Annotated in this window: 26 protein-coding genes; 13 read left to right on the top strand and 13 right to left on the bottom strand. The window is 71.3% G+C overall.

Annotation, left to right across the window (positions count from 1 at the left end; genetic code table 11):
* Positions 1-106: 106 nt before the first annotated feature.
* The 5 genes from ACFY2B_RS01605 to ACFY2B_RS01585 all read left to right on the top strand — a co-directional run bounded on the left by ACFY2B_RS01605 (position 107) and on the right by ACFY2B_RS01585 (position 5518).
* Positions 107-1015: a sigma factor-like helix-turn-helix DNA-binding protein gene (locus tag ACFY2B_RS01605; RefSeq protein ID WP_390761113.1), complete on the top strand. Its 909-nt coding sequence runs from the start codon at positions 107-109 to the stop codon at positions 1013-1015.
* Entirely contained in the window at positions 1012-1545 is a 534-nt protein-coding gene (locus ACFY2B_RS01600) for an HNH endonuclease (protein ID WP_390761112.1), read from the top strand. Before ACFY2B_RS01605 ends, ACFY2B_RS01600 begins: the two co-directional genes overlap by 4 nt.
* A complete protein-coding gene (locus ACFY2B_RS01595; RefSeq protein ID WP_390761111.1) occupies positions 1542-3215 on the top strand; it encodes an ATP-binding protein in 1674 nt (557 codons plus the stop codon). The genes ACFY2B_RS01600 and ACFY2B_RS01595 overlap by 4 nt, the downstream gene beginning before the upstream one ends.
* A 250-nt stretch (positions 3216-3465) precedes the next feature.
* Positions 3466-3702, top strand: a complete 237-nt coding sequence (locus ACFY2B_RS01590; protein ID WP_390761110.1) for a helix-turn-helix transcriptional regulator — start codon at positions 3466-3468, stop codon at positions 3700-3702.
* Between the two features lie 580 nt (positions 3703-4282).
* Positions 4283-5518: a tyrosine-type recombinase/integrase gene (locus ACFY2B_RS01585; protein WP_390761109.1), complete on the top strand. Its 1236-nt coding sequence runs from the start codon at positions 4283-4285 to the stop codon at positions 5516-5518.
* Between the two features lie 37 nt (positions 5519-5555).
* Here the strand turns inward: ACFY2B_RS01585 and guaB are convergent, their stop codons facing one another.
* From guaB to ACFY2B_RS01570, 3 genes are all read right to left on the bottom strand, one after another.
* Entirely contained in the window at positions 5556-7058 is a 1503-nt protein-coding gene (gene guaB / locus ACFY2B_RS01580) for an IMP dehydrogenase (RefSeq protein ID WP_390761108.1), read from the bottom strand.
* 129 nt (positions 7059-7187) lie between these two features.
* Complete coding sequence (locus ACFY2B_RS01575) at positions 7188-7775, bottom strand: sigma-70 family RNA polymerase sigma factor (protein WP_376537750.1); 588 nt, start codon at positions 7773-7775, stop codon at positions 7188-7190.
* A gap of 334 nt (positions 7776-8109) precedes the next feature.
* Positions 8110-8721 (bottom strand): response regulator transcription factor, encoded by a 612-nt coding sequence (locus ACFY2B_RS01570; RefSeq protein ID WP_003948568.1) that lies wholly within the window; start codon positions 8719-8721, stop codon positions 8110-8112.
* Between the two features lie 381 nt (positions 8722-9102).
* Here ACFY2B_RS01570 and ACFY2B_RS01565 point away from each other — a divergent pair, with 381 nt between their 5' ends.
* The gene (locus ACFY2B_RS01565; protein WP_376537748.1) at positions 9103-9432 is read left to right on the top strand and encodes a WhiB family transcriptional regulator; all 330 of its coding nucleotides are present in this window, start codon (positions 9103-9105) and stop codon (positions 9430-9432) included.
* A gap of 268 nt (positions 9433-9700) precedes the next feature.
* Here ACFY2B_RS01565 and ACFY2B_RS01560 read toward each other — a convergent pair whose 3' ends face one another.
* A complete protein-coding gene (locus ACFY2B_RS01560; RefSeq protein ID WP_390761107.1) occupies positions 9701-10600 on the bottom strand; it encodes a LysR family transcriptional regulator in 900 nt (299 codons plus the stop codon).
* A 79-nt stretch (positions 10601-10679) separates the two neighbouring features.
* Here ACFY2B_RS01560 and ACFY2B_RS01555 point away from each other — a divergent pair, with 79 nt between their 5' ends.
* From ACFY2B_RS01555 to ACFY2B_RS01545, 3 genes are all read left to right on the top strand, one after another.
* A complete protein-coding gene (locus tag ACFY2B_RS01555; RefSeq protein ID WP_390761106.1) occupies positions 10680-11360 on the top strand; it encodes an MOSC domain-containing protein in 681 nt (226 codons plus the stop codon).
* 97 nt (positions 11361-11457) lie between these two features.
* Positions 11458-12228 carry an SDR family NAD(P)-dependent oxidoreductase gene (locus ACFY2B_RS01550; RefSeq protein WP_390761105.1) on the top strand — a complete coding sequence of 257 codons (771 nt, stop codon included), beginning with the start codon at positions 11458-11460 and terminating at the stop codon, positions 12226-12228.
* A 99-nt stretch (positions 12229-12327) separates the two neighbouring features.
* Positions 12328-13035 (top strand): ester cyclase, encoded by a 708-nt coding sequence (locus ACFY2B_RS01545; protein ID WP_390761104.1) that lies wholly within the window; start codon positions 12328-12330, stop codon positions 13033-13035.
* 72 nt (positions 13036-13107) lie between these two features.
* On the opposite strand, the gene groL is transcribed toward ACFY2B_RS01545, so the two are convergent.
* The 4 genes from groL to ACFY2B_RS01525 form a co-directional block, all read right to left on the bottom strand.
* On the bottom strand, positions 13108-14736 hold the full coding sequence (gene groL / locus ACFY2B_RS01540; protein WP_390761103.1) for a chaperonin GroEL: 1629 nt from the start codon (positions 14734-14736) through the stop codon (positions 13108-13110).
* Positions 14737-14854: 118 nt separating this feature from the next.
* Positions 14855-15163, bottom strand: a complete 309-nt coding sequence (gene groES / locus ACFY2B_RS01535; protein ID WP_376537736.1) for a co-chaperone GroES — start codon at positions 15161-15163, stop codon at positions 14855-14857.
* Between the two features lie 222 nt (positions 15164-15385).
* The gene (locus ACFY2B_RS01530) at positions 15386-16228 is read right to left on the bottom strand and encodes a polysaccharide deacetylase family protein (RefSeq protein WP_390761102.1); all 843 of its coding nucleotides are present in this window, start codon (positions 16226-16228) and stop codon (positions 15386-15388) included.
* Positions 16225-17160 carry a polysaccharide deacetylase family protein gene (locus ACFY2B_RS01525; RefSeq protein ID WP_390761101.1) on the bottom strand — a complete coding sequence of 312 codons (936 nt, stop codon included), beginning with the start codon at positions 17158-17160 and terminating at the stop codon, positions 16225-16227. The genes ACFY2B_RS01530 and ACFY2B_RS01525 overlap by 4 nt, the downstream gene beginning before the upstream one ends.
* Positions 17161-17265: 105 nt before the next feature.
* On the opposite strand from ACFY2B_RS01525, the gene ACFY2B_RS01520 reads away from it, so the two are divergent.
* Positions 17266-18483 carry a methyltransferase domain-containing protein gene (locus ACFY2B_RS01520; protein ID WP_390761512.1) on the top strand — a complete coding sequence of 406 codons (1218 nt, stop codon included), beginning with the start codon at positions 17266-17268 and terminating at the stop codon, positions 18481-18483.
* A gap of 49 nt (positions 18484-18532) precedes the next feature.
* On the opposite strand, the gene ACFY2B_RS01515 is transcribed toward ACFY2B_RS01520, so the two are convergent.
* Positions 18533-19621, bottom strand: coding sequence for an LCP family protein (locus tag ACFY2B_RS01515; protein ID WP_390761100.1), 1089 nt, complete (start codon positions 19619-19621; stop codon positions 18533-18535).
* A gap of 296 nt (positions 19622-19917) precedes the next feature.
* Between ACFY2B_RS01515 and ACFY2B_RS01510 the strand changes: the two genes are divergently transcribed.
* Positions 19918-20835, top strand: a complete 918-nt coding sequence (locus tag ACFY2B_RS01510) for a hypothetical protein (RefSeq protein WP_390761099.1) — start codon at positions 19918-19920, stop codon at positions 20833-20835.
* Here the strand turns inward: ACFY2B_RS01510 and ACFY2B_RS01505 are convergent.
* The 4 genes from ACFY2B_RS01505 to tsaB are packed head-to-tail and all read right to left on the bottom strand — an operon-like array spanning position 20733 to position 23275.
* Positions 20733-20996 carry a hypothetical protein gene (locus ACFY2B_RS01505; protein ID WP_390761098.1) on the bottom strand — a complete coding sequence of 88 codons (264 nt, stop codon included), beginning with the start codon at positions 20994-20996 and terminating at the stop codon, positions 20733-20735. The genes ACFY2B_RS01510 and ACFY2B_RS01505 overlap by 103 nt on opposite strands.
* On the bottom strand, positions 20993-22108 hold the full coding sequence (tsaD, locus tag ACFY2B_RS01500; protein ID WP_390761097.1) for a tRNA (adenosine(37)-N6)-threonylcarbamoyltransferase complex transferase subunit TsaD: 1116 nt from the start codon (positions 22106-22108) through the stop codon (positions 20993-20995). The genes ACFY2B_RS01505 and tsaD overlap by 4 nt, the downstream gene beginning before the upstream one ends.
* On the bottom strand, positions 22101-22622 hold the full coding sequence (rimI, locus tag ACFY2B_RS01495) for a ribosomal protein S18-alanine N-acetyltransferase (protein WP_390761096.1): 522 nt from the start codon (positions 22620-22622) through the stop codon (positions 22101-22103). Before rimI ends, tsaD begins: the two co-directional genes overlap by 8 nt.
* Complete coding sequence (gene tsaB, locus ACFY2B_RS01490) at positions 22619-23275, bottom strand: tRNA (adenosine(37)-N6)-threonylcarbamoyltransferase complex dimerization subunit type 1 TsaB (RefSeq protein ID WP_390761095.1); 657 nt, start codon at positions 23273-23275, stop codon at positions 22619-22621. The genes rimI and tsaB overlap by 4 nt, the downstream gene beginning before the upstream one ends.
* A 124-nt stretch (positions 23276-23399) precedes the next feature.
* Here tsaB and ACFY2B_RS01485 point away from each other — a divergent pair, with 124 nt between their 5' ends.
* Both ACFY2B_RS01485 and ACFY2B_RS01480 read left to right on the top strand, forming a co-directional pair.
* Complete coding sequence (locus ACFY2B_RS01485; RefSeq protein ID WP_390761094.1) at positions 23400-23957, top strand: hypothetical protein; 558 nt, start codon at positions 23400-23402, stop codon at positions 23955-23957.
* A gap of 215 nt (positions 23958-24172) precedes the next feature.
* Positions 24173-24712, top strand: coding sequence for a DUF4232 domain-containing protein (locus ACFY2B_RS01480; protein WP_390761093.1), 540 nt, complete (start codon positions 24173-24175; stop codon positions 24710-24712).
* The last annotated feature ends 28 nt before the right edge of the window (positions 24713-24740 follow it).

The raw sequence follows: 24740 nt of genomic DNA, 5'->3' as shown, positions 1-24740 counted from the left end.
CCTAGGACACCTAGACCAACCTAGGTCATGCACGCCAAGGAAAGAGCGGCGCCCAACCGCCAAGTCAGAACGCCGCTCTCACACCCATCGAAGGGGTACATCCATCATGCCTGGAACTGCCACGACGCGGAGCGGCAAGCAGACGAACTCTCGGGGCAACGGCCCCGACGGGCGGAAGTTGGAGCGGGGCGAGATCATCGCTCTTACGCCCGAGCAGTCGGAGCGGCTGGCTGAGTTGTACGCCGAGTGGGGCGGGGGCCGTCTGGAGAGCTACACCGCCCGCAAGCTGATGAACTACGGGGTGGGTGGCGCCAAGGCCCGTGAGCTGGCTGAAGACCTCACACAGGACGTGTGGGTGGCCGTGGCGAGGGAGACCACCAAGCCGCTCATGACGGCCGAGGACCTGAGCGCGGATGAGCGCCGGATCTTCCTGTTCGGGCGAGTCAAGACGGAGGTTCACCAGTACTTCCGCCGGAAGTCCACCTCGGAGGAGCCGGTGGACTGGACGGACCCGGTGACGTGCAACACCCTGTGCCCGGTGCTGCCGGGCGGGTGCGCCCGTACGACGCTGCCCGCCTACCTGGACGCCATGGTGGCCAAGCTTCCGGAGCGTGAGCGCACGGCCCTGCTGCTGCGGCTGGAGGACATGCCCATGCGGCGGCTGGCTGAGCGCATGGGCGTCAGCTACCCGACGGCCAACCGGCTCGTCGAGACGGCGCTGTTGCTGATCCAGATCGACAACCCGGAGTTGTCGGCGGACCCGGTGCCGGTGGAGTCGCTGGCGAAGTGGGAGCGCGATGAGCTGGCGCGCATGAGTGCTGGCCAGCGGGCGGCCCTGCTGCGCATGGATGAGACGTCCCGCCGGGCCCTGCTGCTGCACGTGGGCCAGGGCCTGAACATCACCGAGGTGGCCCGGCGGCTGGACGTCCCGCGCTACCAGGTGCTGCCGGTGCTGGGTGCCTGCGCGACCGCGCTGCGCTCCCTGACCGCCGATGACATGGAGCAGGCGGCATGAGGCACGCTCACCCGCTCAACTCCGCGCAGCGGCGTGCGCGTAAGGAGCAGCTTGCGCGCCGTCACGGGCAGCGCTGCGCCTACTGCCGCCGTCCGTTCACCAGCCTGCGTGAGGCCACCCTCGATCACATCGCGCCGTGCTCGCTGTGGCGGTCATGGTCGGTCACCTCGCTCATGCTGGCCTGCGTCGACTGCAACCGGGCCAAGGCCGACCGGTTGCCGCTCTCCCTCGCGCTGGTCCTGCTGGCCTGGACCGACCCGGGTACGCCGGTCGTCGAGCCGATCGTGTGGCCGCTGCTGGCCCGACTCGCCGCCGCCCACCACACGGCGCTGACCAGCATGACGACCCCCGTCACGACCGGCGTCACGCCCCGGCCGGTCGATCCGGTCGGCGCACGGTCTACCCCCTGCCTGCATGAATCGACCCCGCACGCCCCCGACCAACGGTCGATCGTGCGGCCCGACTGCCTGCACACGCCCCGACCCGTAAGGGCGTGCGCGGGCCCGACCGGAAAGGCGGTGTCCGCGTGAACACGGTGAACGCCCCCGTGAACGGTGCGCCCCGACCCCTGAACGCCATCGAGCCGACCGTGAACACCTCCGAATCGGCCGTGAACGTCCCCGCGCCGACCGTGAACGAGTCGAGTCGCCCCGTGAACACGCGGCGACAGTCGGGGGACGGCGCGGGCAAGCAGCCTCCCGCTGCCGCGCGGATCGTGGGCATGGCGCGTGAGCGGTACCGGTTCGTGATGTCCCCCGACGGCCGCCCGTACGCGGTCGCCATCGACGGCCCGAACATCGCGCTGCCGCTGCGGAACAAGGGCGGACTGCGCCAGCGTCTGGCCCGCCTGTTCGCCGACGCCTACCCCGGTGAGGTGGCCTCACAGTCCGCCCTTGCGGACGCCATGACCGTGCTGGAGGGCATCGCCGACGACGGCGACCCCGAACCGGTGCACCTGCGGGTAGGGCGTGACCCTGGCGGGGCGGTCGTGGTGGATCTCGGCAGCGCCGACGGCCGCGCGGTCGTGGCCACCGGTACCGGCTGGAACATCGTGGACCGGGCCCCGGTCCTCTTCCGGCGCTCCGGGGCCATGGCGCCCATGCCTGCGCCGGTCCTGGACGGTGACGGGCTGGCCAAGCTCCACGCCCTGGTGAACATGGACACCCCGGAGTTCCGTCAGCTTGTGGCCTGGCTGGTCGCCGCCTGGATTCCCGACATCCCGCACCCCGCCCTGGTCTGCAAGGGCGAACAGGGCACGGGTAAGTCCAAGGCCGCGCAGATGTTCATCAACCTGATCGATCCCTCCCCCGCCGCGAAGCGCAGTCAGCCGCGGGACGAGAAGGCGTGGTCACGGCAGGCGTTCAGCTCTTGGGCCTTGTGCCTGGACAACATCTCTACGATCCCGCCGTGGCTGTCGGACACCCTGTGCAAGGCGGTGACCGGTGACGGTGTTGTCGACCGGGCCCTGTACACCGATGACGACGTGGTCGTGCTCACCTTCAAACGGGTACTGGCCATGACCACCATCGACGCGGGAGCTCTCGCCGGGGACCTGGCCGAACGCGTCCTCTTGCTCGACCTGCAACTCATCGACTCCGGTCGGCGCCGGTCGGAAGAGGAACTTGACGCGACGTTCGAGGCGGTACGGCCTGCCGTGCTCGGGGCCCTGTTCGATGTGCTGGCGTGCGTGCTCGCGGTCCTCCCGTCGGTGCGGCTTCAGTCCATGCCGCGGATGGCGGACTTCGCCCGCGTGCTGGCGGCCATCGACCAGACGCAGGGCTGGAACACCCTCGGGGACTACCTGGCCACCTCCGCGAACGTCGCCACGGACGCGATGGAGGGCGACCCGTTCGCCATGGCCATTGCCCGCCTGGTCGACCAGGCCGGAACCTGGCAGGGCACCGCGGGGCAGCTGCTCGAAGCGCTTCCCGCGCCGCCGGTCCGGCCGCCGAACTGGCCCAAGGACGCGACCCGCGCCAGCGGACGCGTCAAGCGGCTCGCACCTCTGCTGCGGTCTATCGGCATCACCGTGGACGACACGCAGCGTAGCCGGGACCGGACCCGCCACAAGCTACTCACCCTCGCCCGCGCCGCCCCGGACGAAGACACAGCGTCCGCAGCGTCCGCACCTGACCAAGACCCCCTGTGGCCCAACGACACCCCGACCGCACACGACAACACCCCTCCTGACCTGGACTGACGTAGCCGGAACACCTCCGGACCGGGCCGCACACCAGCGACCCGGGACACGTCCACCGTGCGGACGCTAGAGCCGTCCACCACCCCTAGCGTCCGCATCAGCGTCCGCACCTCTCACCCCCTCTGGCCTGCACGAACACCGGCGTGCGGACGCTGGAACGCTGCGGACGCTGAAATACACCAACTCTCTAGGACCGCGACCGCCACCACTCCCACGCACCGCCCAACGGACACGAGGAGTCACCAAAACCATGGCCACCGAGCCGACCGACCCCCGCGCCATCCTGCGTGGCGGCCTCCCGGACCGCTACCTCACCCCCGAAGACCTGGTCACCATGTTCAGCCTCCCGAGCGTCGAGACCGTGTACGCCTGGCGACGCAAGCGCATCGGACCGCCCGGCTTCCGAGTCGGCCGCTACCTCCGCTTCAACCCCACCGCCGTACAAGCCTGGGAGGCCGAACGGACCGCCCTCGAAGACGCCGCCTGAACCGCGCGCCTGCGCGGCAGGTGCGCGGCAGGTGCGCGGTTGCCGCGCGGCCGGAGGTAAAGCCCCCTCCCCCTACCTCTGCCCCGCGGACCGCCCAGCGGGCCAGCCACACCGAAGCCTCTACCCGACCCGTGAGGGTAGAGGGAGCCCTTTACCCCGGTAGAGGGGGAGATAACGGCCCCTGACCTGCAAGGTAAGGCAGGTAAAGGGGGCGCCGCCCGACCCCCTCACACCCCCGGAACCGGGTCTAGGAACGGGGGGAGGCACCACCGCAACCTCCCCGAAAACCTCCTCTGGAAGCCCTCGCCAAGCCCCTGCTTCTGCCTCCCCCGCAGGGCCCCAGCGGACCCGTGAACGGCAGGGAGGCACCGCCCTCCGCCCAAGGGAGGCAGGGAGAACTCCCTGACCGCCTCCCTGACCCGCCTCCCCCTGTCTGACCAGCACATATGGCCTCCCAGGGAGGCAGGGAGGCACACCCCGCGCACCCCCGAAAACCCGCTCTGGAGGCCACCCGAGACCCCCTGTCTCTGCCTCCCTGAGACCCCATCACACCCACCACCAAGAAAGGAGTCAGCCCCGCATGGCTGGCCACATCCAAGACCGCTGGTACAAGACCGAAACCGACACCAACGGCAAGACCGCCCGCGTCAAGACCGACCGCCACGGCACCGGCATGCGCTACCGGGCCCGGTACATCGGCCCCGACGGCACCGAGAAGTCCAAGAGCTTCCCCGACGGACAGAAGCGCGTTGCCGAGAGGTGGCTGTCTGGGATCGAGGCCGACATGACGCGCGGCCAGTACATCGACCCCAAGGCCGGACGCCTCACCGTCCGCCAGCACGCCGACCGCTGGCTGAGCTCCCTCACGATGGACCCCGGCACCTTCGTGGGCACGGAACAGCGCGTCCGTCTTCACATCCTGCCCAACCTCGGCAGCCGCCCCCTGGGCTCGCTCCGGCCGATCCACATCCGCGAGTGGCTGCGGGAGCTCCAAGACGCGGGTATCGCACCGTCGTACCAGCGGGTCATCTACGCGACCCTGAGTGCCATGCTGACAGCGGCCGTCGACGACCAGACCATTCCGAGCAACCCGTGCCGCTCTAATTCCGTGCGGGCGCCCAAGGCGGACCCTCGTCGTGTCGTTCCGTGGGAGCGCGAGCGGGTGTTCGCTGTCCGGGCCGCCCTGCCGACGCAGTACCGGGCATTGGTGGACCTAGCGAGCGGCTGCGGCCTGCGTCAGGGGGAAGTCTTCGGCCTGGCAGTCCAAGACATCGACTTCGCCGCGAACGTGGTGCACGTCATCCGTCAGGTCAAGCGCATCCGGAACCGGCCCCTCTTCGCTTCACCCAAGAGCGGCAAGCCGCGCACCGTCCCTCTCCCGGCTTCCGTCGCCCGGCGGCTACGAGAGCACATCGTCGAGCACCCGCCAGCGGGCGTGACGCTGCCATGGCGCGTGCTCGACGGGCGGCCCGTCACGGCGACTCTACTGTTCCACCAGGGCGCCGCTGAGCCCGTGAACCGCAACAGCTTCAACAGGTGGACGTGGCGGCCCGCTCTGGCTGCCGTGGGCGTCCCGGACGGCCGGGAGAACGGCACGCACGCGCTGAGGCACTTCTACGCCTCCGTGCTACTGGATGCGGGCGAGTCCATCAAGGCTCTGTCCGAGTATCTGGGCCACCATGACCCCGGCTTCACCCTCCGGACGTACACGCACCTCATGCAGAGCAGCGAGACCCGTACACGGTCGGCCGTTGACCGGGTGTTCGGCGGCTCTCCGGAGGACGACGACGGCCCCACGACGGCCCGAGCGGCCTGACCTACCGGCAAAGCGGCAGGTCAGACCCCATGTGGCGTTACTTCCGGCTGTAGTTGGGTGCCTCGACCGTCATCTGGATGTCGTGCGGGTGGCTCTCCTTGAGGCCGGCCGAGGTGATGCGGACGAAGCGGCCCTTCGCCTCCATCTCCTCGATGGTGCCGGCACCCACGTAGCCCATGGTCTGGCGCAGGCCGCCGACCAGCTGGTGCAGCACGTTGGCCAGCGGGCCGCGGTAGGGCACCTGACCCTCGACGCCCTCGGGCACGAGCTTGTCGTCGGAGGCGACGTCGGCCTGGAAGTAGCGGTCCTTCGAGAACGAGCGGCCCTGGCCGCGGGACTGCATGGCGCCCAGCGAACCCATGCCGCGGTACGACTTGAACTGCTTGCCGTTGATGAACAGCAACTCGCCGGGCGACTCCTCACAGCCCGCGAGGAGGCTGCCCAGCATCACCGTGTCGGCGCCGGCGGCCAGAGCCTTGCCGATGTCGCCGGAGTACTGCAGACCGCCGTCGCCGATCAGCGGGACACCGGCCGGACGGGCCGCGAGGGACGCCTCGTAGATGGCGGTGACCTGCGGGACGCCGATGCCGGCCACCACGCGCGTCGTGCAGATGGAACCGGGGCCCACGCCCACCTTGATGCCGTCGACACCGGCGTCGATGAGGGCCTGTGCGCCGTCCCGGGTGGCGACGTTGCCGCCGACGACGTCGACGGACACACTCGACTTGATCTTCGACATCCAGCTGAGGGCGTTGCTGTTGTGGCCGTGCGAGGTGTCCACGACCAGGAAGTCCACACCGGCCTCGGCCAGGCCCTGGGCGCGCTCCAGCGCCTCCGGGCTGGCGCCGACGGCGGCGCCGACGATCAGCCGGCCCTCCGAGTCCTTGGCCGCGTTCGGGTACTGCTCGGCCTTGACGAAGTCCTTGACCGTGATGAGGCCCTTGAGGATGCCCTGGTCGTCGACCAGCGGGAGCTTCTCGATCTTGTGCTGGCGCAGCAGTGCCATCGCCTCGACGCCGGAGATGCCCACCTTGCCGGTGACCAGCGGCATCGGCGTCATGACCTCGCGGACCTGCCGCGAGCGGTCGCTCTCGAAGGCCATGTCCCGGTTGGTGACGATGCCGAGCAGCCGCCCCTCCGGGTCGGTGACGGGGACACCGCTGATGCGGAACTTGGCGCACAGGGCGTCCGCGTCGGCGAGCGTGGCCTCCGGGTGCACCGTGATCGGGTCGGTGACCATGCCGGACTCGGACCGCTTGACCAGGTCGACCTGGTTGACCTGGTCCTCGACCGAAAGATTGCGGTGCAGCACGCCGACGCCGCCCAGCCTGGCCATGGCGATGGCCATGCGGGACTCGGTCACCTTGTCCATCGCCGCCGACAGGAGCGGGATGTTGACCCGCACGTTGCGGGAGATGCGGGACGAGGTGTCGACCGCGTTGGGCAGCACCTCGGATGCGCCCGGCAGCAGCAGCACGTCGTCGTAGGTCAGCCCGAGTGTCGCGAATTTACCGGGCACTCCGTCGACGTTCGCAGTCATGACACCTTCCCCAATGGCCTTGATCGGTGCGGATGCCCATGCTAACGGGAAGCGCACCTCACGGATTCCACGGTCCAGGTCGGTCCCGGCCTTCGTATGTCCGTACGGACCTCGTGCGCCGTCCGTCGGCTACTGCTCGGCCAGGGCCCGCAGCCGACTGAGCGCTCTGTGCTGGGCCACCCGTACCGCGCCGGGTGACATTCCCAACATCTGACCTGTCTCCTCCGCGGTCAAGCCCACCGCGATGCGCAGCAGCAGCAGTTCGCGCTGGTTCTCCGGAAGGTTGGCCAGCAGCTTCTTCGCCCACTCGGCGTCGCTGCTGAGCAGGGCCCGCTCCTCGGGGCCCAGGGAGTCGTCCGGCCGCTCCGGCATCTCGTCGGAGGGGACTGCGGTCGAACCGGGGTGGCGCATCGCGGCGCGCTGCAGGTCGGCGACCTTGTGCGAGGCGATGGCGAAGACGAACGCCTCGAAGGGGCGGCCGGTGTCCCGGTAGCGGGGCAGGGCGAGGAGGACGGCGACGCAGACCTCCTGCGCCAGGTCCTCGACGAAGTGACGCGCGTCGCCGGGGAGCCGGGACAGCCGGGTGCGGCAGTAGCGCAGCGCCAGGGGGTGGACATGGGCGAGCAGGTCGTGCGTGGCCTGCTCGTCTCCGTCGACGGCGCGATGCACGAGCGCACCGATCGCCCCTGGGGCCGTGCTCGCCTCGTCGTCGCGCATCGGTCCATGGTGCCCTGAGGCCGTCCGGTCCGTCGCAGGGTGCTGATGGTTGTGCATCGAAGCGTTATGAGCAGGTGCGCCGGCACTCATCTCCTGCGCCCTCCCCTTCCGCTCGACCGACTCGTCCCCGAGAGACTCCACACCTCAAGGATGCGGCATCCGCGGCGAAACAAGCAGCGGGCACCCGCCGGACGGTGCCGTCCGGACCGGCGACCGCGCCCCCGAGGGGGCGCGGGGAACCGCGTGACCAGCAACGAACGGCCCGCACTTCGCCGACCCGGGCACTCTTCGCGACCCTTGGGCCACTTGAGCGGACCGCACGCCCGGCCGGGGTCTAGCGGACCAGACCCCAGCGGAAGCCGAGCGCCACCGCGTGGGCCCGGTCCGAGGCGCCGAGCTTCTTGAACAGACGCCGGGCGTGGGTCTTCACGGTGTCCTCGGAGAGGAACAGCTCGCGGCCGATCTCGGCGTTGGAACGGCCGTGGCTCATGCCTTCGAGCACCTGGATCTCACGCGCGGTGAGCGTCGGCGCGGCGCCCATCTCGGCCGACCGCAGGCGGCGCGGGGCGAGCCGCCAGGTCGGGTCGGCCAGCGCCTGGGTCACCGTGGCGCGCAACTCGGCACGCGAGGCGTCCTTGTGCAGATAGCCCCGGGCGCCGGCCGCGACCGCGAGCGCCACGCCGTCGAGGTCCTCCGCGACGGTGAGCATGATGATGCGCGCCCCCGGGTCGGCGGACAGCAGTCGGCGCACGGTCTCGACGCCGCCCAGTCCGGGCATGCGCACGTCCATCAGGATGAGGTCCGAGCGGTCGGCGCCCCAGCGGCGGAGGACTTCCTCGCCGTTGGCCGCCGTCGTTACGCGCTCGACACCGGGCACGGTCGCGACCGCGCGGCGGAGCGCCTCTCGGGCAAGCGGGGAGTCGTCGCAGACGAGGACGGATGTCATGACCGCCCTCCGCAGCTGATGCGCATCACCTTGAGCCTCCAGGCTGGTACGGAATCGTCACCTGTGCGGTCGACCGTCTCGGACGCCTGCCCGAGCGCTTGTGTTCTCAACCGCCTCCGCACTCTCAACGACGGTCACTCGAAAGAGTTACGGGGCTGCGTGCCATCTTCGGCACTCTACGTGAGGGCGCGCACACGGTGCATACATGCCCGACAGACTCTCAACTTTTCATCACAACCTATGCCCCGTTTAGCCCCTTTTCTTCCCCTTTGACGGTGTCTGGGGCTAGATTCGCAATGAGTCATATTTTCATCTTCTTAGACCGGACATGTACGGTCGTTGGCACCGTATCCGCCCAGAACGGCTGCAAGGGGTCACGTAATGGCAGATTTCTCCCGCCTTCCCGGACCGAACGCGGACCTGTGGGACTGGCAGCTGCTGGCTGCCTGCCGTGGGGTCGACAGCTCGCTCTTCTTCCACCCGGAAGGGGAGCGCGGGGCGGCTCGGAGCGCTCGCGAGAACTCGGCCAAGGAGGTCTGCATGAGGTGCCCGGTCCGTGCGGAGTGTGCGGCGCACGCGCTGGCCGTGCGCGAGCCGTACGGCGTCTGGGGCGGCCTGACCGAGGACGAGCGCGAGGAGCTGATGGGGCGGGCGCGGAACCGACTGGTTTCGGCATCGTCGACCAGCGGGAATACCGCCCCGAACGCCTGAAGGAACGTTTCTTTAAATTGCATACCATTGTGCAGGGTCTGCGGCGTTTGCGGCGTGTGCCGCGGTTGCCGCGTGCTCCGCGCTCTCTGCGTTCTCGGCGTCCACCGCGCCGTCCCGGTGCCGTGGTCCGCGTACGTGTGCCCGCGTCCGTGGCCGCACGACGCACGGCCCCCGGCCCTTTCGCCACCGCGTGACGCGGCCCGCACGGCTCGTCACCGCATGCGGCGCCCACCGCACCCGCCGCCACGCAGCAGCCCCGCCGCGCCCGTCACTGCGGTCGCGCGGCCCGCTCCAACTGCTCCAGCGTCGCCGCCACCGCCGGCACCAGCGCCAGGTCGGGCAGGGTGAGAGCGACGATCTCCCGCCGGACCGCCGGCTCCAGCGCCACCGTGCGCGCGCCCCTCGGGCGCACCGACTCGATCGCCAGCTGCGGCAGGACGGCCACGCCCAGTCCGGCGCCGACCAGGCCGACCACCGCCGGATAGTCGTCGGTGGCGAAGTCGATGCGCGGGGTGAAGCCCGCGGCCGCGCACACCTGCGTCAGCTGGCCGCGGCAGCGCGGACAGCCCGCGATCCAGGGTTCCTCGGCGAGGTCGCCGATGGCGACGCTCCCCGCGCGGGCCAGCCGGTGCCGCTCGGGCACCAGGGCGACCAGACGGTCCGTCAGCAGCGGCCGTACGACGAGGTCGTCCCACTCCTCGGCGCCCGCCGCGCCCGCGTACCGGAACGCCAGTGCCACGTCGCAGTCGCCCGCGCGCAGCAGCTCCACGGACTGCGGAGGCTCGGCCTCCTCCAGAGAGACCCGGGTCCCCGGGTGGGCGGCGCGCAGCGCGGCGAGGGCGGTGGGCACCAGGGTGGAGCTGCCGCTGGGGAAGGACACCAGGCGGACCCGGCCGGCCCGCAGCCCGGCGATGGCGGCGATCTCCTCCTCGGCCGCGGTCAGCCCGGCGAGGATCCCCGACGCGTGCCGCACGAGCACCGCGCCCGCCTCGGTCAGCCGCATCTCCCGGCCGCTGCGGACCAGCAGCGGGGTGCCGACCGAGGTCTCCAGGGCCTTCATCTGCTGGCTGACGGCGGGCTGGGTGCAGCCCAGTTCCCGGCCGGCCGCCGAGAACGAGCCGGTGGTGGCGACGGCGCGCAGGACGCGGAGATGACGGGCCTCGATCACCCTTCGAGCATAAGCCGTCCTTGGATCAGATGGCCAATATTGAGTCGACGCTTTGAGTGAGGTGACGTAGCGTGGCCGCATGGAGCTTCTTTCGGTGAATCTGGGGCGTCCGAAGGCCGTCGGCTACACGGACCAGCCGGAGGGTCTGACGGGCATCGACAAGCGTCCGGTGGACGGACCGGTGCGGGTGGCCGCGCCGGGCCCGAAGGGGAGCGGCGCGAGCGGGCTGGCCGGGGACGCGGTCTGCGACCTGCGCCACCACGGGGGCGACGACCAGGCGGTGTACGCGGTCGCGCGCGAGGATCTCGACGACTGGGAGCGCGAGCTGGGCCGGACGCTCGCCAACGGCGCCTTCGGGGAGAACCTCACGACGAGCGGTCTCGACGTCTCCGGAGCGCTGATCGGCGAGCGCTGGCGGATCGGCCCGCGGGTCGTACTCGAAGTCACCTCCGGGCGCATCCCGTGCCGGACGTTCCAGGGCCATCTGGGCGAGCGGGGGTGGGTGAAGAGATTCACGCGGAAGGGTGCGCCGGGTGCCTACCTCCGGGTGATCGAAGCGGGCGAGATCCGGGCCGGCGATCCGGTGGAGATCGTGCACCGGCCGGACCACGACGTGACGGTCGCCGTGCAGTTCCGCTCCGAGACGACCGACCGGGAACTGCTGCCCCGGGTGCTGGCGGCGGGCGCGGCCCTGCACCCGGAGTCGCTGGCCGACGCCCGCGCGTACGTGGCGAAACACGGCGGCGGCCAGGGCGGCTGAGCGGCTGTCACGAGCGGCCCGCGCGCGGGGCGGCGCGGGAGCGAACGGCCCGGCGCAGGCAGCGAGCTCTCGCGCTCCGGGTAACTACTCTTGGGCCATGACAACGGCTCTGATTACGGGATCGACGTCGGGGATCGGTGCCGCGTTCGCGCGGCGGCTGGCGGCGGACGGGCATGACCTCGTCCTGGTGGCCCGGGACACCGACCGGCTGCGCGAGCAGGCCACCGAGCTGCACGACCGGCACGGCATCGAGGCGGAGGTGCTGACCGCCGACCTGTCGCAGGACAAGGGCATCGAGACCGTCGCGGCCCGGCTGGGCGACCGCAAGAGCCCCGTCGACCTGCTGGTCAACAACGCCGGCTTCGGCAACAAGGGCCGCTATCTCGACGTGCCCATGACTGACGAGCTGCGCATGCTCAAGGTGCACGTCGAGGCGGTGCTGCGGCTGACGTCGGCGGCGGCCGAGTCGATGCGGGAGCGCGGGCGCGGCGGAATCGTGAACGTGGCCTCGGTGGCGGCCTTCGTGCCGCGGGGCACGTACGGGGCGTCGAAGGCGTGGGTCGTGCAGTTCACCCAGGGAGCGGCCCGGGACCTGGCCGGTACGGGCGTCCGCCTGATGGTGCTGGCCCCCGGCTTCGTGCGCACCGAGTTCCACGAACGGGCCGGGATGCGCACGGACAGCATCCCGGGGTGGATGTGGCTGGACGCGGACAAGCTGGTCGCGTCGGCGCTCACGGACCTGGCACGCGGCAAGACGCTGTCCATTCCGGACCCCCGCTACAAGACCCTGATGGGCCTGGCGAAGGTGGCCCCGCGCGGGCTGGTGGGCGGGATCAGCTCACGGACCCGCAAGTACGGCCCGCAGTGAGCACCCGGCGGGCCCGGTTCGCGCCGGGGGTGACGGGCGCCGCCGCGGTGGGAAAATGGGCGTGACGGAACCGGACCCAGGGGGGCCGGAGGCGGCGTCATGACGTTCGTACAGCTCATCGAGTGCAGGACCAGCCGGTTCGACGAGATGAACCGCTTGCTGGACATGTGGGTCGAGCAGACCAAGGGGAAGCGGACCGCGACGTACGACCTGGTCGGCAAGGACCGGTCGGACGCGGCGCACCTCGTCGAACTGGTGGAGTTCCCCTCGTACGAGGACGCGATGCGCAACTCGAACCTGCCGGAGACGGACAAGGTCTTCCGGCAGCTGGTCGCCCTGTGCGACGAGCTGCCGACCTTCGTCGACCTGGACGTCGTACGGGAGGAGCCGCTGGGCGCGGGCACGGTGCGCCGCTTCTTCGAGACGCTGACGACGGCGGGTGAGCTGCCGCCGCTGAACGACCTGCTCGACGAGGACGTGCACAGCCACGACCCGCTCAATCCGCAGGACACGATCGGGCTGGACTCGGTACGGGCCGAGTTCGAGATGTGGCGGGCCGCCTTCGACTCCGCCTTCACCGTGCAGGACCTGATCGTCCAGGGCGAGCGGGCCTGCGCCCGCTGGAGCTGGCACGGCACGCACAAGGGGGAGTTCCTGGGGATCGCGGCCACCGGCCGGCGGGTCACGACGACGGGTACGACCGTCTTCCGGTTCGGCGCGAACGGGCGGATCGCCGAGACGTGGTGGCAGCACGACCAGCTGGGGCTGATGCAGCAGTTGGGCGCGCTGGACCAGCTGGAGCAGTAGCGCCGCCGCGCCGGCGACGCGCGAGGGCCCGGCTCCCTTCCGGGTGCCGGGCCCTCGATCGACCGACCGGTGTCAGTGGGCGTGGCCGTGGCTGTGGCCCGCGGCGGCAGCCGGCTCCTCCTCTTCCTTCTTCTCGACGACCAGGGTCTCGGTCGTGAGCAGGAGGGAGGCGATGGAGGCGGCGTTCTCCAGGGCGGAGCGGGTGACCTTCACCGGGTCGATGACGCCGGCCTTCACCAGGTCGCCGTACTCGCCGGTGGCGGCGTTGTAGCCGTTGCCCTTGTCCAGTTCCTTGACCTTGGAGACGATGACGTAGCCCTCAAGGCCCGCGTTCTCCGCGATCCAGCGCAGCGGCTCGACGACGGCGTTGCGGACGACCGCGACACCGGTGGCCTCGTCGCCGGACTTGCCGAGGTTGCCCTCCAGGACCTTCGCGGAGTGGACGAGCGCGGAGCCACCACCGGAGACGATGCCCTCCTCGACCGCGGCGCGGGTCGCGGAGATGGCGTCCTCCAGACGGTGCTTCTTCTCCTTCAGCTCCACTTCGGTGGCGGCGCCGACCTTGATCACGCACACGCCGCCGGCCAGCTTCGCGAGGCGCTCCTGGAGCTTCTCGCGGTCCCAGTCGGAGTCGGTGTTCTCGATCTCGGCCTTGATCTGCGCGATCCGGCCCTGGACGTCCGACTTGTTGCCGGCGCCGTCGACGATCGTGGTGTCGTCCTTGGTGACGGTGATGCGGCGGGCGGTGCCGAGCACGTCCAGGCCGACCTGGTCGAGCTTGAGGCCGACCTCCTCGGAGATGACGGTGGCGCCGGTGAGGATCGCCATGTCCTCCAGCATCGCCTTGCGGCGGTCGCCGAAGCCGGGGGCCTTCACCGCGACGGCGTTGAAGGTGCCGCGGATCTTGTTGACGACCAGGGTCGACAGGGCCTCGCCCTCGACGTCCTCGGCGATGATCAGCAGCGGCTTGGAGGAGCCCGCCTGGATGACCTTCTCCAGCAGCGGCAGGAGGTCCGAGATGGCGGCGACCTTGCCCTGGTTGATGAGGATGTACGGGTCCTCCAGGACGGCCTCCATGCGCTCCTGGTCCGTGACGAAGTACGGCGACAGGTAGCCCTTGTCGAAGGCCATGCCCTCGGTGAAGTCCAGTTCGAGGCCGAACGTGTTGGACTCCTCGACGGTGATGACACCGTCCTTGCCGACCTTGTCCATGGCCTCGGCGATCAGCTCGCCGACCTGCTGGTCCTGGGCGGACAGCGCGGCGACGGCGGCGATGTCGGACTTCTCGTCGATCGGCCGGGACGAGCTGTGCAGGTCGTCGGAGACGGCCTTGACCGCGGCGTCGATGCCCTTCTTCAGGGCGGCCGGGGAGGCACCGGCGGCGACGTTCCGCAGGCCCTCGCGCACCAGGGCCTGGGCCAGCACGGTGGCGGTGGTGGTGCCGTCACCAGCGATGTCGTTGGTCTTGGTCGCCACCTCCTTCACCAGCTGGGCGCCGAGGTTCTCGTACGGGTCCTCGACCTCGACCTCGCGGGCGATGGTGACACCGTCGTTGGTGATGGTGGGGGCGCCGAACTTCTTGTCGATGACGACGTTGCGGCCCTTGGGACCGATCGTCACCTTCACCGTGTCGGCAAGCTTGTTGACGCCGCGCTCAAGGGCGCGACGGGCGTCCTCGTCGAACTTCAGGATCTTCGCCATGGCAGCGGGAGCCCTCTCGGAAATCTGGGAGAAAAAAACGCTGCGCCCCAAGGCGCCCGGCTTCTTATCGATCGCGGGGGCCAGGGGCGCAGCTCACAGCAGGACTGCTCGGGGTGAATTACTTCTCGATGATCGCGAGCACGTCGCGAGCCGAGAGCACGAGGTACTCCTCGTTGTTGTACTTCACCTCGGTGCCGCCGTACTTGCTGTAGAGCACGACGTCGCCGACGCTGACGTCGAGCGGAAGGCGGTTTCCGTCCTCGAAACGGCCCGGACCGACGGCCAGGACGACGCCCTCCTGGGGCTTCTCCTTGGCGGTGTCCGGGATGACCAGGCCCGAGGCCGTGGTCTGCTCGGCGTCCAGCGGCTGGACCACGATGCGGTCCTCGAGCGGCTTGATGGCAACCTTGGTGCTGGCGGTCGTCACGATCCGACCTCCCCCTTCGGAGATCTCACGGGGTTGACTGTCTGAGGTGGCGACCAGGTGGATCCGTCGTCGCGGGTGCCGGACCTGCCCGTCGCGTTGTTGGCACTCTCCGGTGGGGAGTGCCAGAGCCGAGACTATGACTGCGATTAGCACTCGGTCAAGCGGAGTGCCAATTGGCGGCGGCGCGTCCTGCGGAGGTGGCCCCTCCGGCGCACGGCCGGATCACAGGTAGTCCCCCAGACGGCCGACCGTCAGCCCCTCGGACTGGATCCGCCGCAGCAGCCGCGTCGTGCGCTCCCGCAGCGCCGGCCCGGTGGACTCGTCGGGCCCGACCTGGATGATGTCGCCGGGTCGCAGGCGCCGCTCGCCCCGGGTGTAGTCCAGGGTGTCGCCGTTCATCGCGGCCCGCCACAGGACCACCGCCGCCACCCCGCAGTCGGCGGCGGCGCGCAGGGTCGTCGTGTCGTAGCTGCCGTAGGGCGGGCGGAAGAGGCGGGGCCGGATGCCGAACCGGGACTTGAGCTTGTTCTGCTGGCCGCAGATCTCGGCGCGCTGCCCGGCGTACGGCAGTCCGCGCATGGCCGGGTGGTCGAGGGTGTGGTTCTCGATGCCGGCGCCCACCGACCGCAGCCGGGCGAAGTGGCCGTACCCGGGGCCGACGACGCTGTCGGTGAGGAAGAAACTGACCGGCAGGCGCAGTTCACGGACCATGTCGACGAAGCGGGGGTCCCGCTCGGCGCCGTCGTCGTAGGTGAGGAAGACGACCTTGTCGGAGGTCGAGACGTGGTCGACGACCGGCGGCGGGGAGCCGCCGGCCGGGCCGGCCGTCCGGGGGCGTGCGGCGGGCGTGGGCGCGGGGGCGAGCGGGGCGCTCAGGCCCCAGTGGCGGTAGGCCTGCCCGGGGTCCGGGCGGTGCGACCGTACGCTCTGGGCGGCCTTCTTGCCGAGTCGTTCGATGGGGTCGACGGACTGGGCGCAGCCGGCCAGGAGCAGGGCGCAGGCCGCCACGACGGCGGTCGGCGTCCGGTACCGGGCCGCCGCCGCGGGCCGCCCCCGGCGCCTCACAGGTAGTCCTCCAGGCGTGCCACCGCGTACCCCTCGCGGGTGACCTTGTTCAGGAACCGCCGGACCATGTCGGTCATGCTGCCGTCCCAGTCGGAGCGGCCCCTGAAGTGGGTGAGCACGATGTCACCGGGGTGCAGGCCGCGGTCCCACTCGCGGTACTCCCAGTGGTCGACGAAGACCTCCTCGTCCCAGATCGGCGCGTACTTGATCCCGCAGGACTTGGCGGCGAGCAGGGTGTCCCGGTTGTAGTCGCCGTAGGGCGGGCGGAAGACGGTCGGGCGCTTGCCGAACTGCCGCTCCATGATGTCCTGCATGCCGCAGATCTCCTCCTGCTGCTCCTGGAGGGACAGGGCGGGCAGGTAGGGGTGGTGGAGGGTGTGGTTGTTGAGGGTGATCCCCTGCGACTGCATCTTCCTGAAGTAGCCGTAGTCGTCCTTGGCCAGGTAGTCGCTGAGGAACGCGGTGTACGGGATCTTCAGGTCGCTCATCATGCGCAGGAACGCCGGGTCCTTCTCGGCGCCGTCGTCGATGGTGAGGAAGACGACCTTCTGCTTGGTAGGGACCGTGGTGAAGACCGGGGGCAGGTTCCACTTCTCCTGGTCGTCGACCTCGAAGCCCTCGCGCGCGGTGATCTCCGGCTTGTCCGCCGGGGGCCGCGGGGGCACGAGCGGGACCGCGTCCAGGCCCCAGCGCCGGGCAGCGGCGGCCAGGGTGGCGTGGTCGGTGGCGCGCCGGACGTCGTAGTCGTCCAGGCGCGGGGCGGGAGGCGCCTGGTGCGGCTGCCGGCCGGCGGCCCCGGCGCCGGCGCCCTCGCCTGCCGGTGCCGTGCAGCCGGAGACGACGGCGGCGACGACGAGCAGCGCGAGGCCGCCCCGGACGGTCACCTTTCCGCGACGTACCCCATTTTTGTCATTTTGTACTACTAGTCGCATGGTGCCGGATCTTTGCAGGCACCGGGCGCCGATCCGGTCCGACACCGCCGCCGGAGGCGCAGCATCCACCGACTGGCCCACAATGACCCGGTGAACGACGCCCCGGTGAACGACCTGCTCCCCTTCCGCGCGCTGCTCACCTCCGAGGGCCGCGCCGTCCTCGACGAGGTGCGCGGCACCGCACCGGCCGACGAGTTGGCCGTGGCCACCCGGCTGCGCCGCGAGCACTCCCCCGGGCTGGTGTCGGCGGCGCTCGGCCAGGCCAGGCTGCGGCAGCGGGCGGCGGCGAAGTTCGGGGCGCCGGACGCCGAGCGGATGTTCTTCACGCCGGGCGGGGTGGAGCAGTCGACCCGGACCAGCGTGGCGACGTACCGGGCGGGGCGGCTGCGCGCCCTGGGCGTCCGCTCCGTCGCCGACCTGTGCTGCGGCATCGGCGGCGACGCGATCGCGCTCGCCCGGACCGGGATCCGGGTGCTCGCGGTGGACCGCGATCCGCTGACCGCCGAGGTCGCCCGGGCGAACGCGGCGGCGCTGGGCCTGGACGGGCTGATCGAGGTGCGCGAGGCGGATGTCACCGAGGTCGACACGTCCGGCTGGGACGCCGTGTTCGTCGACCCGGCACGGCGGGGCGGCGGGCCGGGCGGGCGGCCCGGCGGCGGGCGGATCTTCGATCCCGAGGGGTACTCGCCGCCGTTGTCGTGGGCGCTGCGGGCGGCCTCGGCGGCACCCGCCGCCGCGCTCAAGGTCGCGCCGGGGATCCCGCACGAGGTGGTCCCGGACGGGGCCGAGGCCGAGTGGATCTCGGACGGCGGGGACGTGAAGGAGGCGGTGCTGTGGTTCGGCACGGGCGCGCCGGGCAGCGTCCGGGCCACGCTGCTGCCGGGTCCGCGCACCCTGCCCGGCCGCGGGCTGCCGAATCCGGAAGTGCGGTCCGTGGGGCGGTACTTGTACGAGCCCGACGGCGCCGTCATCCGGGCGCACCTGGTGGCGGAGGCCGCCGCGGAGGTGGGCGGCGGGCTGATCGACCCGACGATCGCCTATGTGACGGCGGACGAACTGCGGGCGACGCCGTACGCCACCGCGTACCGGATCACCGACCAACTCCCCTTCAACGTCAAGAAGCTGAAGGCGCTGCTGCGGGAGCGCGGGGTCGGGACGCTGACCGTGAAGAAGCGGGGGTCGGCGGTGGAGCCGGAGGAACTGCGCAGGAAGGTCAGGCCGCGGGGGCCGAACGCGGCGACCGTCTTCCTGACCCGGGTCGCGGGCGCGCCGACCATGCTGATCGGGGCGCCGGCCCCCGCCCCTGCCGACGGTCCGTCCTGAGCGGGTCCGGCCGGACGGCGGGCGGATCGGCGGGGCCGGAACGGCCGGGTCAGCGCAGGGACTTCCACAGGTCGCTCGCCGCCGGTTCGCGGGCGACCACCCGGTTGCGGTCGGTCGGCGCCGTCACCACGGGCATCATCACCGTCGTCACCCGGTCCGCCGTCAGTCCCCGCAGGCTCTCGCCGAGGCTCATCAGCTCGCTCAGGGAGTCGAGTCCGGTGTCCGTGGTGAGACCGGCGGTGACCGCGTCGGCGACCCGGTAGAGCCGGGCGGGATCGCTGAGCAGGCTGGTGTGGGCCATCTGCTCCAGCAGCGCCTTCACCAGCGTCTGCTGGAGACCTATCCGGCCGAGGTCGCTGCCGTCGCCTATGCCGTGCCGGGTGCGGGCGAGGGCCAGGGCCTGGGTGCCGTCGAGGTGGTGGGTGCCCTTCGCCAGGTGCAGATGACTCAGGTCGTCGTCAATGTCCTGGCCGGTGGTGACCTCGACGCCGCCGAGGGCGTCGACCAGCTTGGCGAAGCCGGAGAAGTCGATCTCGATGTAGTGGTCCATGCGGACGCCGGTGATCGACTCGACGGTCTTCACCGCGCACACCGGCCCGCCCACGGAGTAGGCGCTGTTGAACATCGCGCCGTACTGCACCGCCGTGGCACCGCCGGACGGCAGCGGGCAGGAGGGCCGGGTGACCAGGGTGTCGCGCGGGATGCTGACGACGGTGGCCCCGGTCCGGCCCGGGTCGACGTGCACGACCATCGCGGTGTCGGAGCGGGCCCCGGCGCTGTCGCCGCCGCCGAGTTCCTGGTTCTCCTTGCCGCTGCGCGAGTCCGAGCCCAGGACGAGGATGTTCATGGCGCCGGTGGGCAGTGGCGACGCGGCCGGTGCGGCGCCGGCCGAAGCGGTGGGCGAGGGGGTGGCGACCGCCTTCGGCGGCCGGTCGTCCCCGAGCGCGCTGTTGATGTCGACGCTCTTGATGTTGTCGTTGAGGTGCCAGTAGACCCAGCCGCCCGCCGCGGCGCCCAGCGCCAGGGCACCGGCGAGGGCGAGGCCGGCGGCCCTGAGCGCTCTCGACCTCGACCGCCCGCCCGTACGTCTGTCCTCGTCGCCGTTCTCGCTGTCGCCGTTCTCGTGGTGTCCGGTCACGAGGAGAACATAAGTCCGAATTATTAGGGGACTGTTAGAGGATGGGATGTGAGACCCGTCTCTTCGGAAAATCTCACCATTCCGGTACCGGCCCCCGCCCCACGGGGTGTTGCGGTCGGCCCTCACTCAACCGCCGTCCCACGCCGGCCCGTTGTGCGGCTCGCACGGCGGGCGGCCCGACGGCCGCACCGCGCGACCGCGCCGGCGGCAGGGGAGCGAACCGTTCAGGACGTTTTCAGGCTCGCCCCGGCAGGGTCTGACGGGAGTTCCGCACCCCCCACCCCGCAGGAGCACCCGTGACGACGTCGATGTCGGCGACGAGCAAACTGCCCGAAGTCACCCTGGCCTTCTGGATCATGAAGATCGCCGCGACGACCCTGGGCGAGACGGCGGGCGACCTGTTCGCCCAGACCCTCGGACTCGGCTACTTCCTCACCACCATCGCCCTGTTCCTGGTCTTCGTGGCGACCCTGGTGGTCCAACTGCGCGCGTCCCGCTACCACCCGTTCTTCTACTGGACCGTGATCCTGTCGACCAGCATGGCCGGCACCACGATGTCCGACTTCATGAACCGGGACGCCAGCGCCACGTACCTCTCGGGCGGCGCCACCGCGCTGGGCTGGGGCCCGCAGGGCCTCGGGCTCGGCTACCCGGCGGGCGCCGCGATCCTCGTCTCGATCCTGCTGGCGATCTTCCTCGCCTGGAAACTGAGCGGGACGACCTTCCGCATCCGGGACATCGTCACCTTCCGCGCGGAGGCGCTGTTCTGGGCGGCGATCCTGGTCTCCAACACCCTGGGCACGTCGATGGGGGACTTCCTCTCGGACAGCTCCGGCCTCGGCTATCTGGGCGGGGCCATGCTGGTCACCGGCGTGCTGGCCGTCCTCGCCGCGCTGATGAAGGCTCCTGCGGTGCCGAACGTGCTGCTGTTCTGGGCCGCCTTCGTGCTGACCCGCCCGCTCGGCGCCACGTTCGGCGACTTCCTCACCAAGCCGGTCGCCAAGGGCGGCCTTGACCTCGGCACGGCGGGATCCTCGGCCGTCCTGCTCGCGGTGCTGTTCGGGCTCATGGCCTACGCCCACACCCGGGAACGGCGCTCCGGCGAGGGGGTTCAGACCGGATCGGCGCCGGCCGACTCGAATCTCCAGCGGTGGACCGGCCGCGACACCACGTCACCGGCCGGCTCGGGCAGTTCGGGCAGTTCGTCGTCGTAGGACCCGTCCCACCAGGTGATCACCAGGACCCGGTCCTGCGGCGCCCGGAAGGTCTCGCGGCGCACCGGCCGCCGGGGCAGCCGCTGGGCGCGGGCCCAGGCCAGGAGGTCGTCACCACGGCCCGGCACCGCCCGCGCCTCCCACATCAGCGCGACCGTCACGAGTACAGGTTCTCCTTGCTGACCTCGTGCACGTGGTCGTGGGAGTGGGAGTGCGCCCCGGCGTGGGTCCGGCCCGGCACGTGCGGGTCCGTGACCGGCAGCGAGGAGTCCGCCGACAGGTCCCAGTCCGACGCGGCCCGGCCCCGCGCGACCATCTCGGCACCCAGCGCGGCCACCATCGCGCCGTTGTCGGTGCACAGCTTTGGCCGCGGCACCCGCAGCCGGATGCCCGCCGCCTCGCACCGCTCCTGGGCCAGGGCGCGCAGCCGGGAGTTGGCGGCGACCCCGCCGCCGATCATGAGGTGGTCGACGCCCTCGTCCTTGCAGGCCCGTACGGCCTTGCGGGTCAGCACGTCCGCCACGGCCTCCTGGAAGGACGCGGCGACGTCCCGCACCGGGACGTCCTCGCCGGCCGCCCGCCGGGCCTCGATCCAGCGGGCCACCGACGTCTTCAGCCCGGAGAAGGAGAAGTCGTAGGCGGCGTCGCGCGGGCCCGTCAGACCGCGCGGGAACGCGATTGCCTCCGGGTCGCCCTCGCGCGCGTACCGGTCGATGACCGGGCCGCCCGGGAAGCCGAGGTCCAGTACCCGGGCGATCTTGTCGAACGCCTCGCCCGCCGCGTCGTCGATCGTCGCGCCCATGGGACGGACGTCCGCGGTGATGTCCGTCGACAGCAGCAGGGACGAGTGGCCGCCGCTGACCAGGAGGGCCATCGTCGGCTCGGGCAGCGCACCGTGCTCCAGCTGGTCCACGCAGATGTGGGAGGCGAGGTGGTTCACGCCGTACAGGGGCTTGCCGAGCGCGTACGCGTACGCCTTCGCCGCCGAGACGCCGACCAGCAGCGCGCCCGCCAGGCCCGGACCCGCGGTGACCGCGATGCCGTCCAGGTCCCGCGCGCTCACTCCGGCGTCCTTCAGGGCGCGCCGGATCGTCGGGACCATCGCCTCCAGGTGCGCTCTGGACGCCACCTCCGGCACCACCCCGCCGAAGCGGGCGTGTTCGTCGACGCTGGACGCGACGGCGTCCGCGAGCAGCGTGGTGCCGCGGACGATGCCTACGCCGGTCTCGTCGCAGGAGGTCTCGATCCCCAGGACCAGCGGTTCGTCAGCCATTGTTCTCGGTTCCTCGTACGGGGGTGGGCGGGGTGGACGCGGACGGGTCGGCCAGGCGCATCACCAGGGCGTCGACGTTGCCGGGCTGGTAGTAGCCGCGTCTGAAGCCGATCGCTTCGAAGCCGAAGCGCTCGTACAGCTGCTGCGCGCGGACGTTGTCGACGCGGCACTCCAGCAGGACCTCGGCGCACTCGAAGGCGGTCGCGGCCCGCAGCAGTTCGGCCAGCAGCATGCCGCCGAGACCGCCGCCCCAGTGGTCGCGGGCGACGGCGACGGTCTGGACGTCGGCGAGGTCGCCCTGGGCGGCCAGGCCCGCGTAGCCGACGACCTGGTCGCCCTCGACGGCCACCACGTACCGCCGGGTGGCCTCCGGGCCGCGGGCGTGGGCCAGTTCGGACCAGAACATGCCGCGCGACCAGGCGTCCTCGGGGAAGAGGTCCTTCTCCATGCCGAGCACGGCGTCGATGTCCCACCAGCGCATCTCGCGCAGCGCGGGCTTCACGGACTCGGTCACTTGGGGGTGACCACCTTGTAGTTCTTGGGCACCTGGGCGTCGGGGCGGCGCAGGTAGAGCGGCCGGGGTTCGGGCAGCGGCAGGCCGGCGGCCAGCCGCTCGGCGGCCAGCGCGGCGAGGGCCGCGGCGGAGACGTGCTCGGGCTCGTGGGCCTGCGGGAAGGTGTCGGGGTACAGCAGCGCGCCCGCGCCGACGGCGGGCAGTCCGGCCACCCGCTCGGCGATGTCCGCGGGCCGGTCCACGGCCGGCTCCGTCACCCGCGTGCGTGAATCGGCGTACGTCGCCCAGTAGACCTCCTTGCGCCGGGCGTCGGTGGCCACGACGAAGGGGCCCTTCTCGATGTCGGCCGCGTAGGCGAGGCCGTCGAGGGTGCACACACCGTGTACGGGGACGCCCAGCGCGAGGCCGAAGGTGTCGGCGGTCATCAGGCCCACGCGCAGCCCGGTGTAGGGGCCGGGGCCGGTACCGACGACGATCCCGGTGACGGCGTCCAGCCGGAGCCCGGCCTCGGCGAGCACCCGGTCGACGGCCGGCAGCAGCAGCTCGCCGTGGCGGCGCGCGTCCACCTGGCTGGAGGAGGCGATGACGGCGTCGCCGTCGTGCAGGGCGACGGTGACGGCTGGGGTGGCGGTATCCAGAGCGAGCAAGAGCACGCAAACAGCCTACGGCTCCGCGGGCCCCGTGCACGCCCGCCCGGTCAGGCGGTCACTGACTGCTACGGTCTGGTCGAACCACAGCAGAAGTACGACATATGACACGAAACAGAGGTGGGCGTACGTGGCACGGACCAGCTCCTCGATCGTGGCCGGGCTCACCGCGGCGGCCCTGGGGGCGGTCGCCTTCCTCGCCTACCAGGCGTCCGCGAACGCCCCGGCCGGTGCCGCCGGCCGGCCCGGCCCGAGCGCCTCGCGCGCGGTGGCCGTCACCAAGGCGCCCCGGGACAAGAGGAACCCCACCGCGCTGCCCGCCGGGTCCGGCAGGGGCGAACGGGTCGTGTACTCGGTGGACGACGACCGGGTGTGGCTGGTCGGCGAGAACGGCCGGGTCCAGACCACGTTCAGGGTCTCCCCCGGCACCGTCGACCCGAAGCCGGGCCCGTACGCGGTGACGTCCCGCTCGAAGGCGATCACCGGCACCGACGGCGCCCCCGTCGAGCACGTCGTGCGCTTCACCAGCGTGCGTGACGTGGTCGTCGGCTTCAGCGCCGCGGTCAAGAAGGCGGCCTCGGCGCCCGACCCGTCGGTCAGGACGGGTGGCATCCGCGAGTCCCGCCGGGACGGCGACGCCATGTGGAAGTTCGCCACGATCGGGGTCCGGGTGGTGGTGATCCGCTGAGCGCGGGCCGGGCCGGCCGACGCCCCCACCGGACCCGGGTTCACCAGGGGTCACGCCGGGGATCACCCACTCGCCACGCACCGCACCTGCGCCAACGGCAGGTCAACAGCTCGTCCCGGCGGGTAAAAGGTCGCCGATCCTCCGAACCTTTGCCGCACAGCAAGCCTCATACCCCCCAGAGATGCCCGAACAGGACATCCAGAAGGGAAACGAACATGCTCACCGGCAAGCGCACCCGACGCCTGGCCACCCCCGCCCTCGCCCTGACCGCGGCCTCCGCCGTCGCCCTGGTCGGACTCGCCGCCGGCACCTCGCAGGCCGCGACCCGACCGGGCTGGGCGGACACCGACTCGCTGTCCGTACGCATCCACGCCCTCAACCCCGGCGCGGGCCAGCACTACGCGGCCGTGGTGCTCACGAACAAGACCCACAAGACGATACGGACCCAGGGCTACGTCGGTCTGCAACTGCTCGACGCGCACGGCAAGGACGTCACCACGCACGTGGTACGGGACCACGGCAACACCGCCCGGATCACGCTCAAGCCGGGGCAGAGCGCGTACACCCGGCTGCACTGGACGGTCGTACCCGGCGCCGGCGAACCCACCAGGGCCGAGAAGAACCCCACCAAGATCGAGGTCACCCCGCCCGACTCGCGCCACCACCTGACCACGGCATGGAAGATGGGCGAAGTCCTCCAGAAGGGCCGCATCGACATCACGCCGCTGGCCAAGGGCACCGGCCCGAAGTACTGAGCGCGGCGCGGGACGCGCCGACAGGGGC

This window comes from Streptomyces sp. NPDC001270 (assembly GCF_042896695.1).
In the GTDB taxonomy this organism is placed as follows: domain Bacteria; phylum Actinomycetota; class Actinomycetes; order Streptomycetales; family Streptomycetaceae; genus Streptomyces.
Note: the sequence above shows the minus strand (reverse complement) of the source record. Positions and strands in the feature narration are given on the sequence as shown.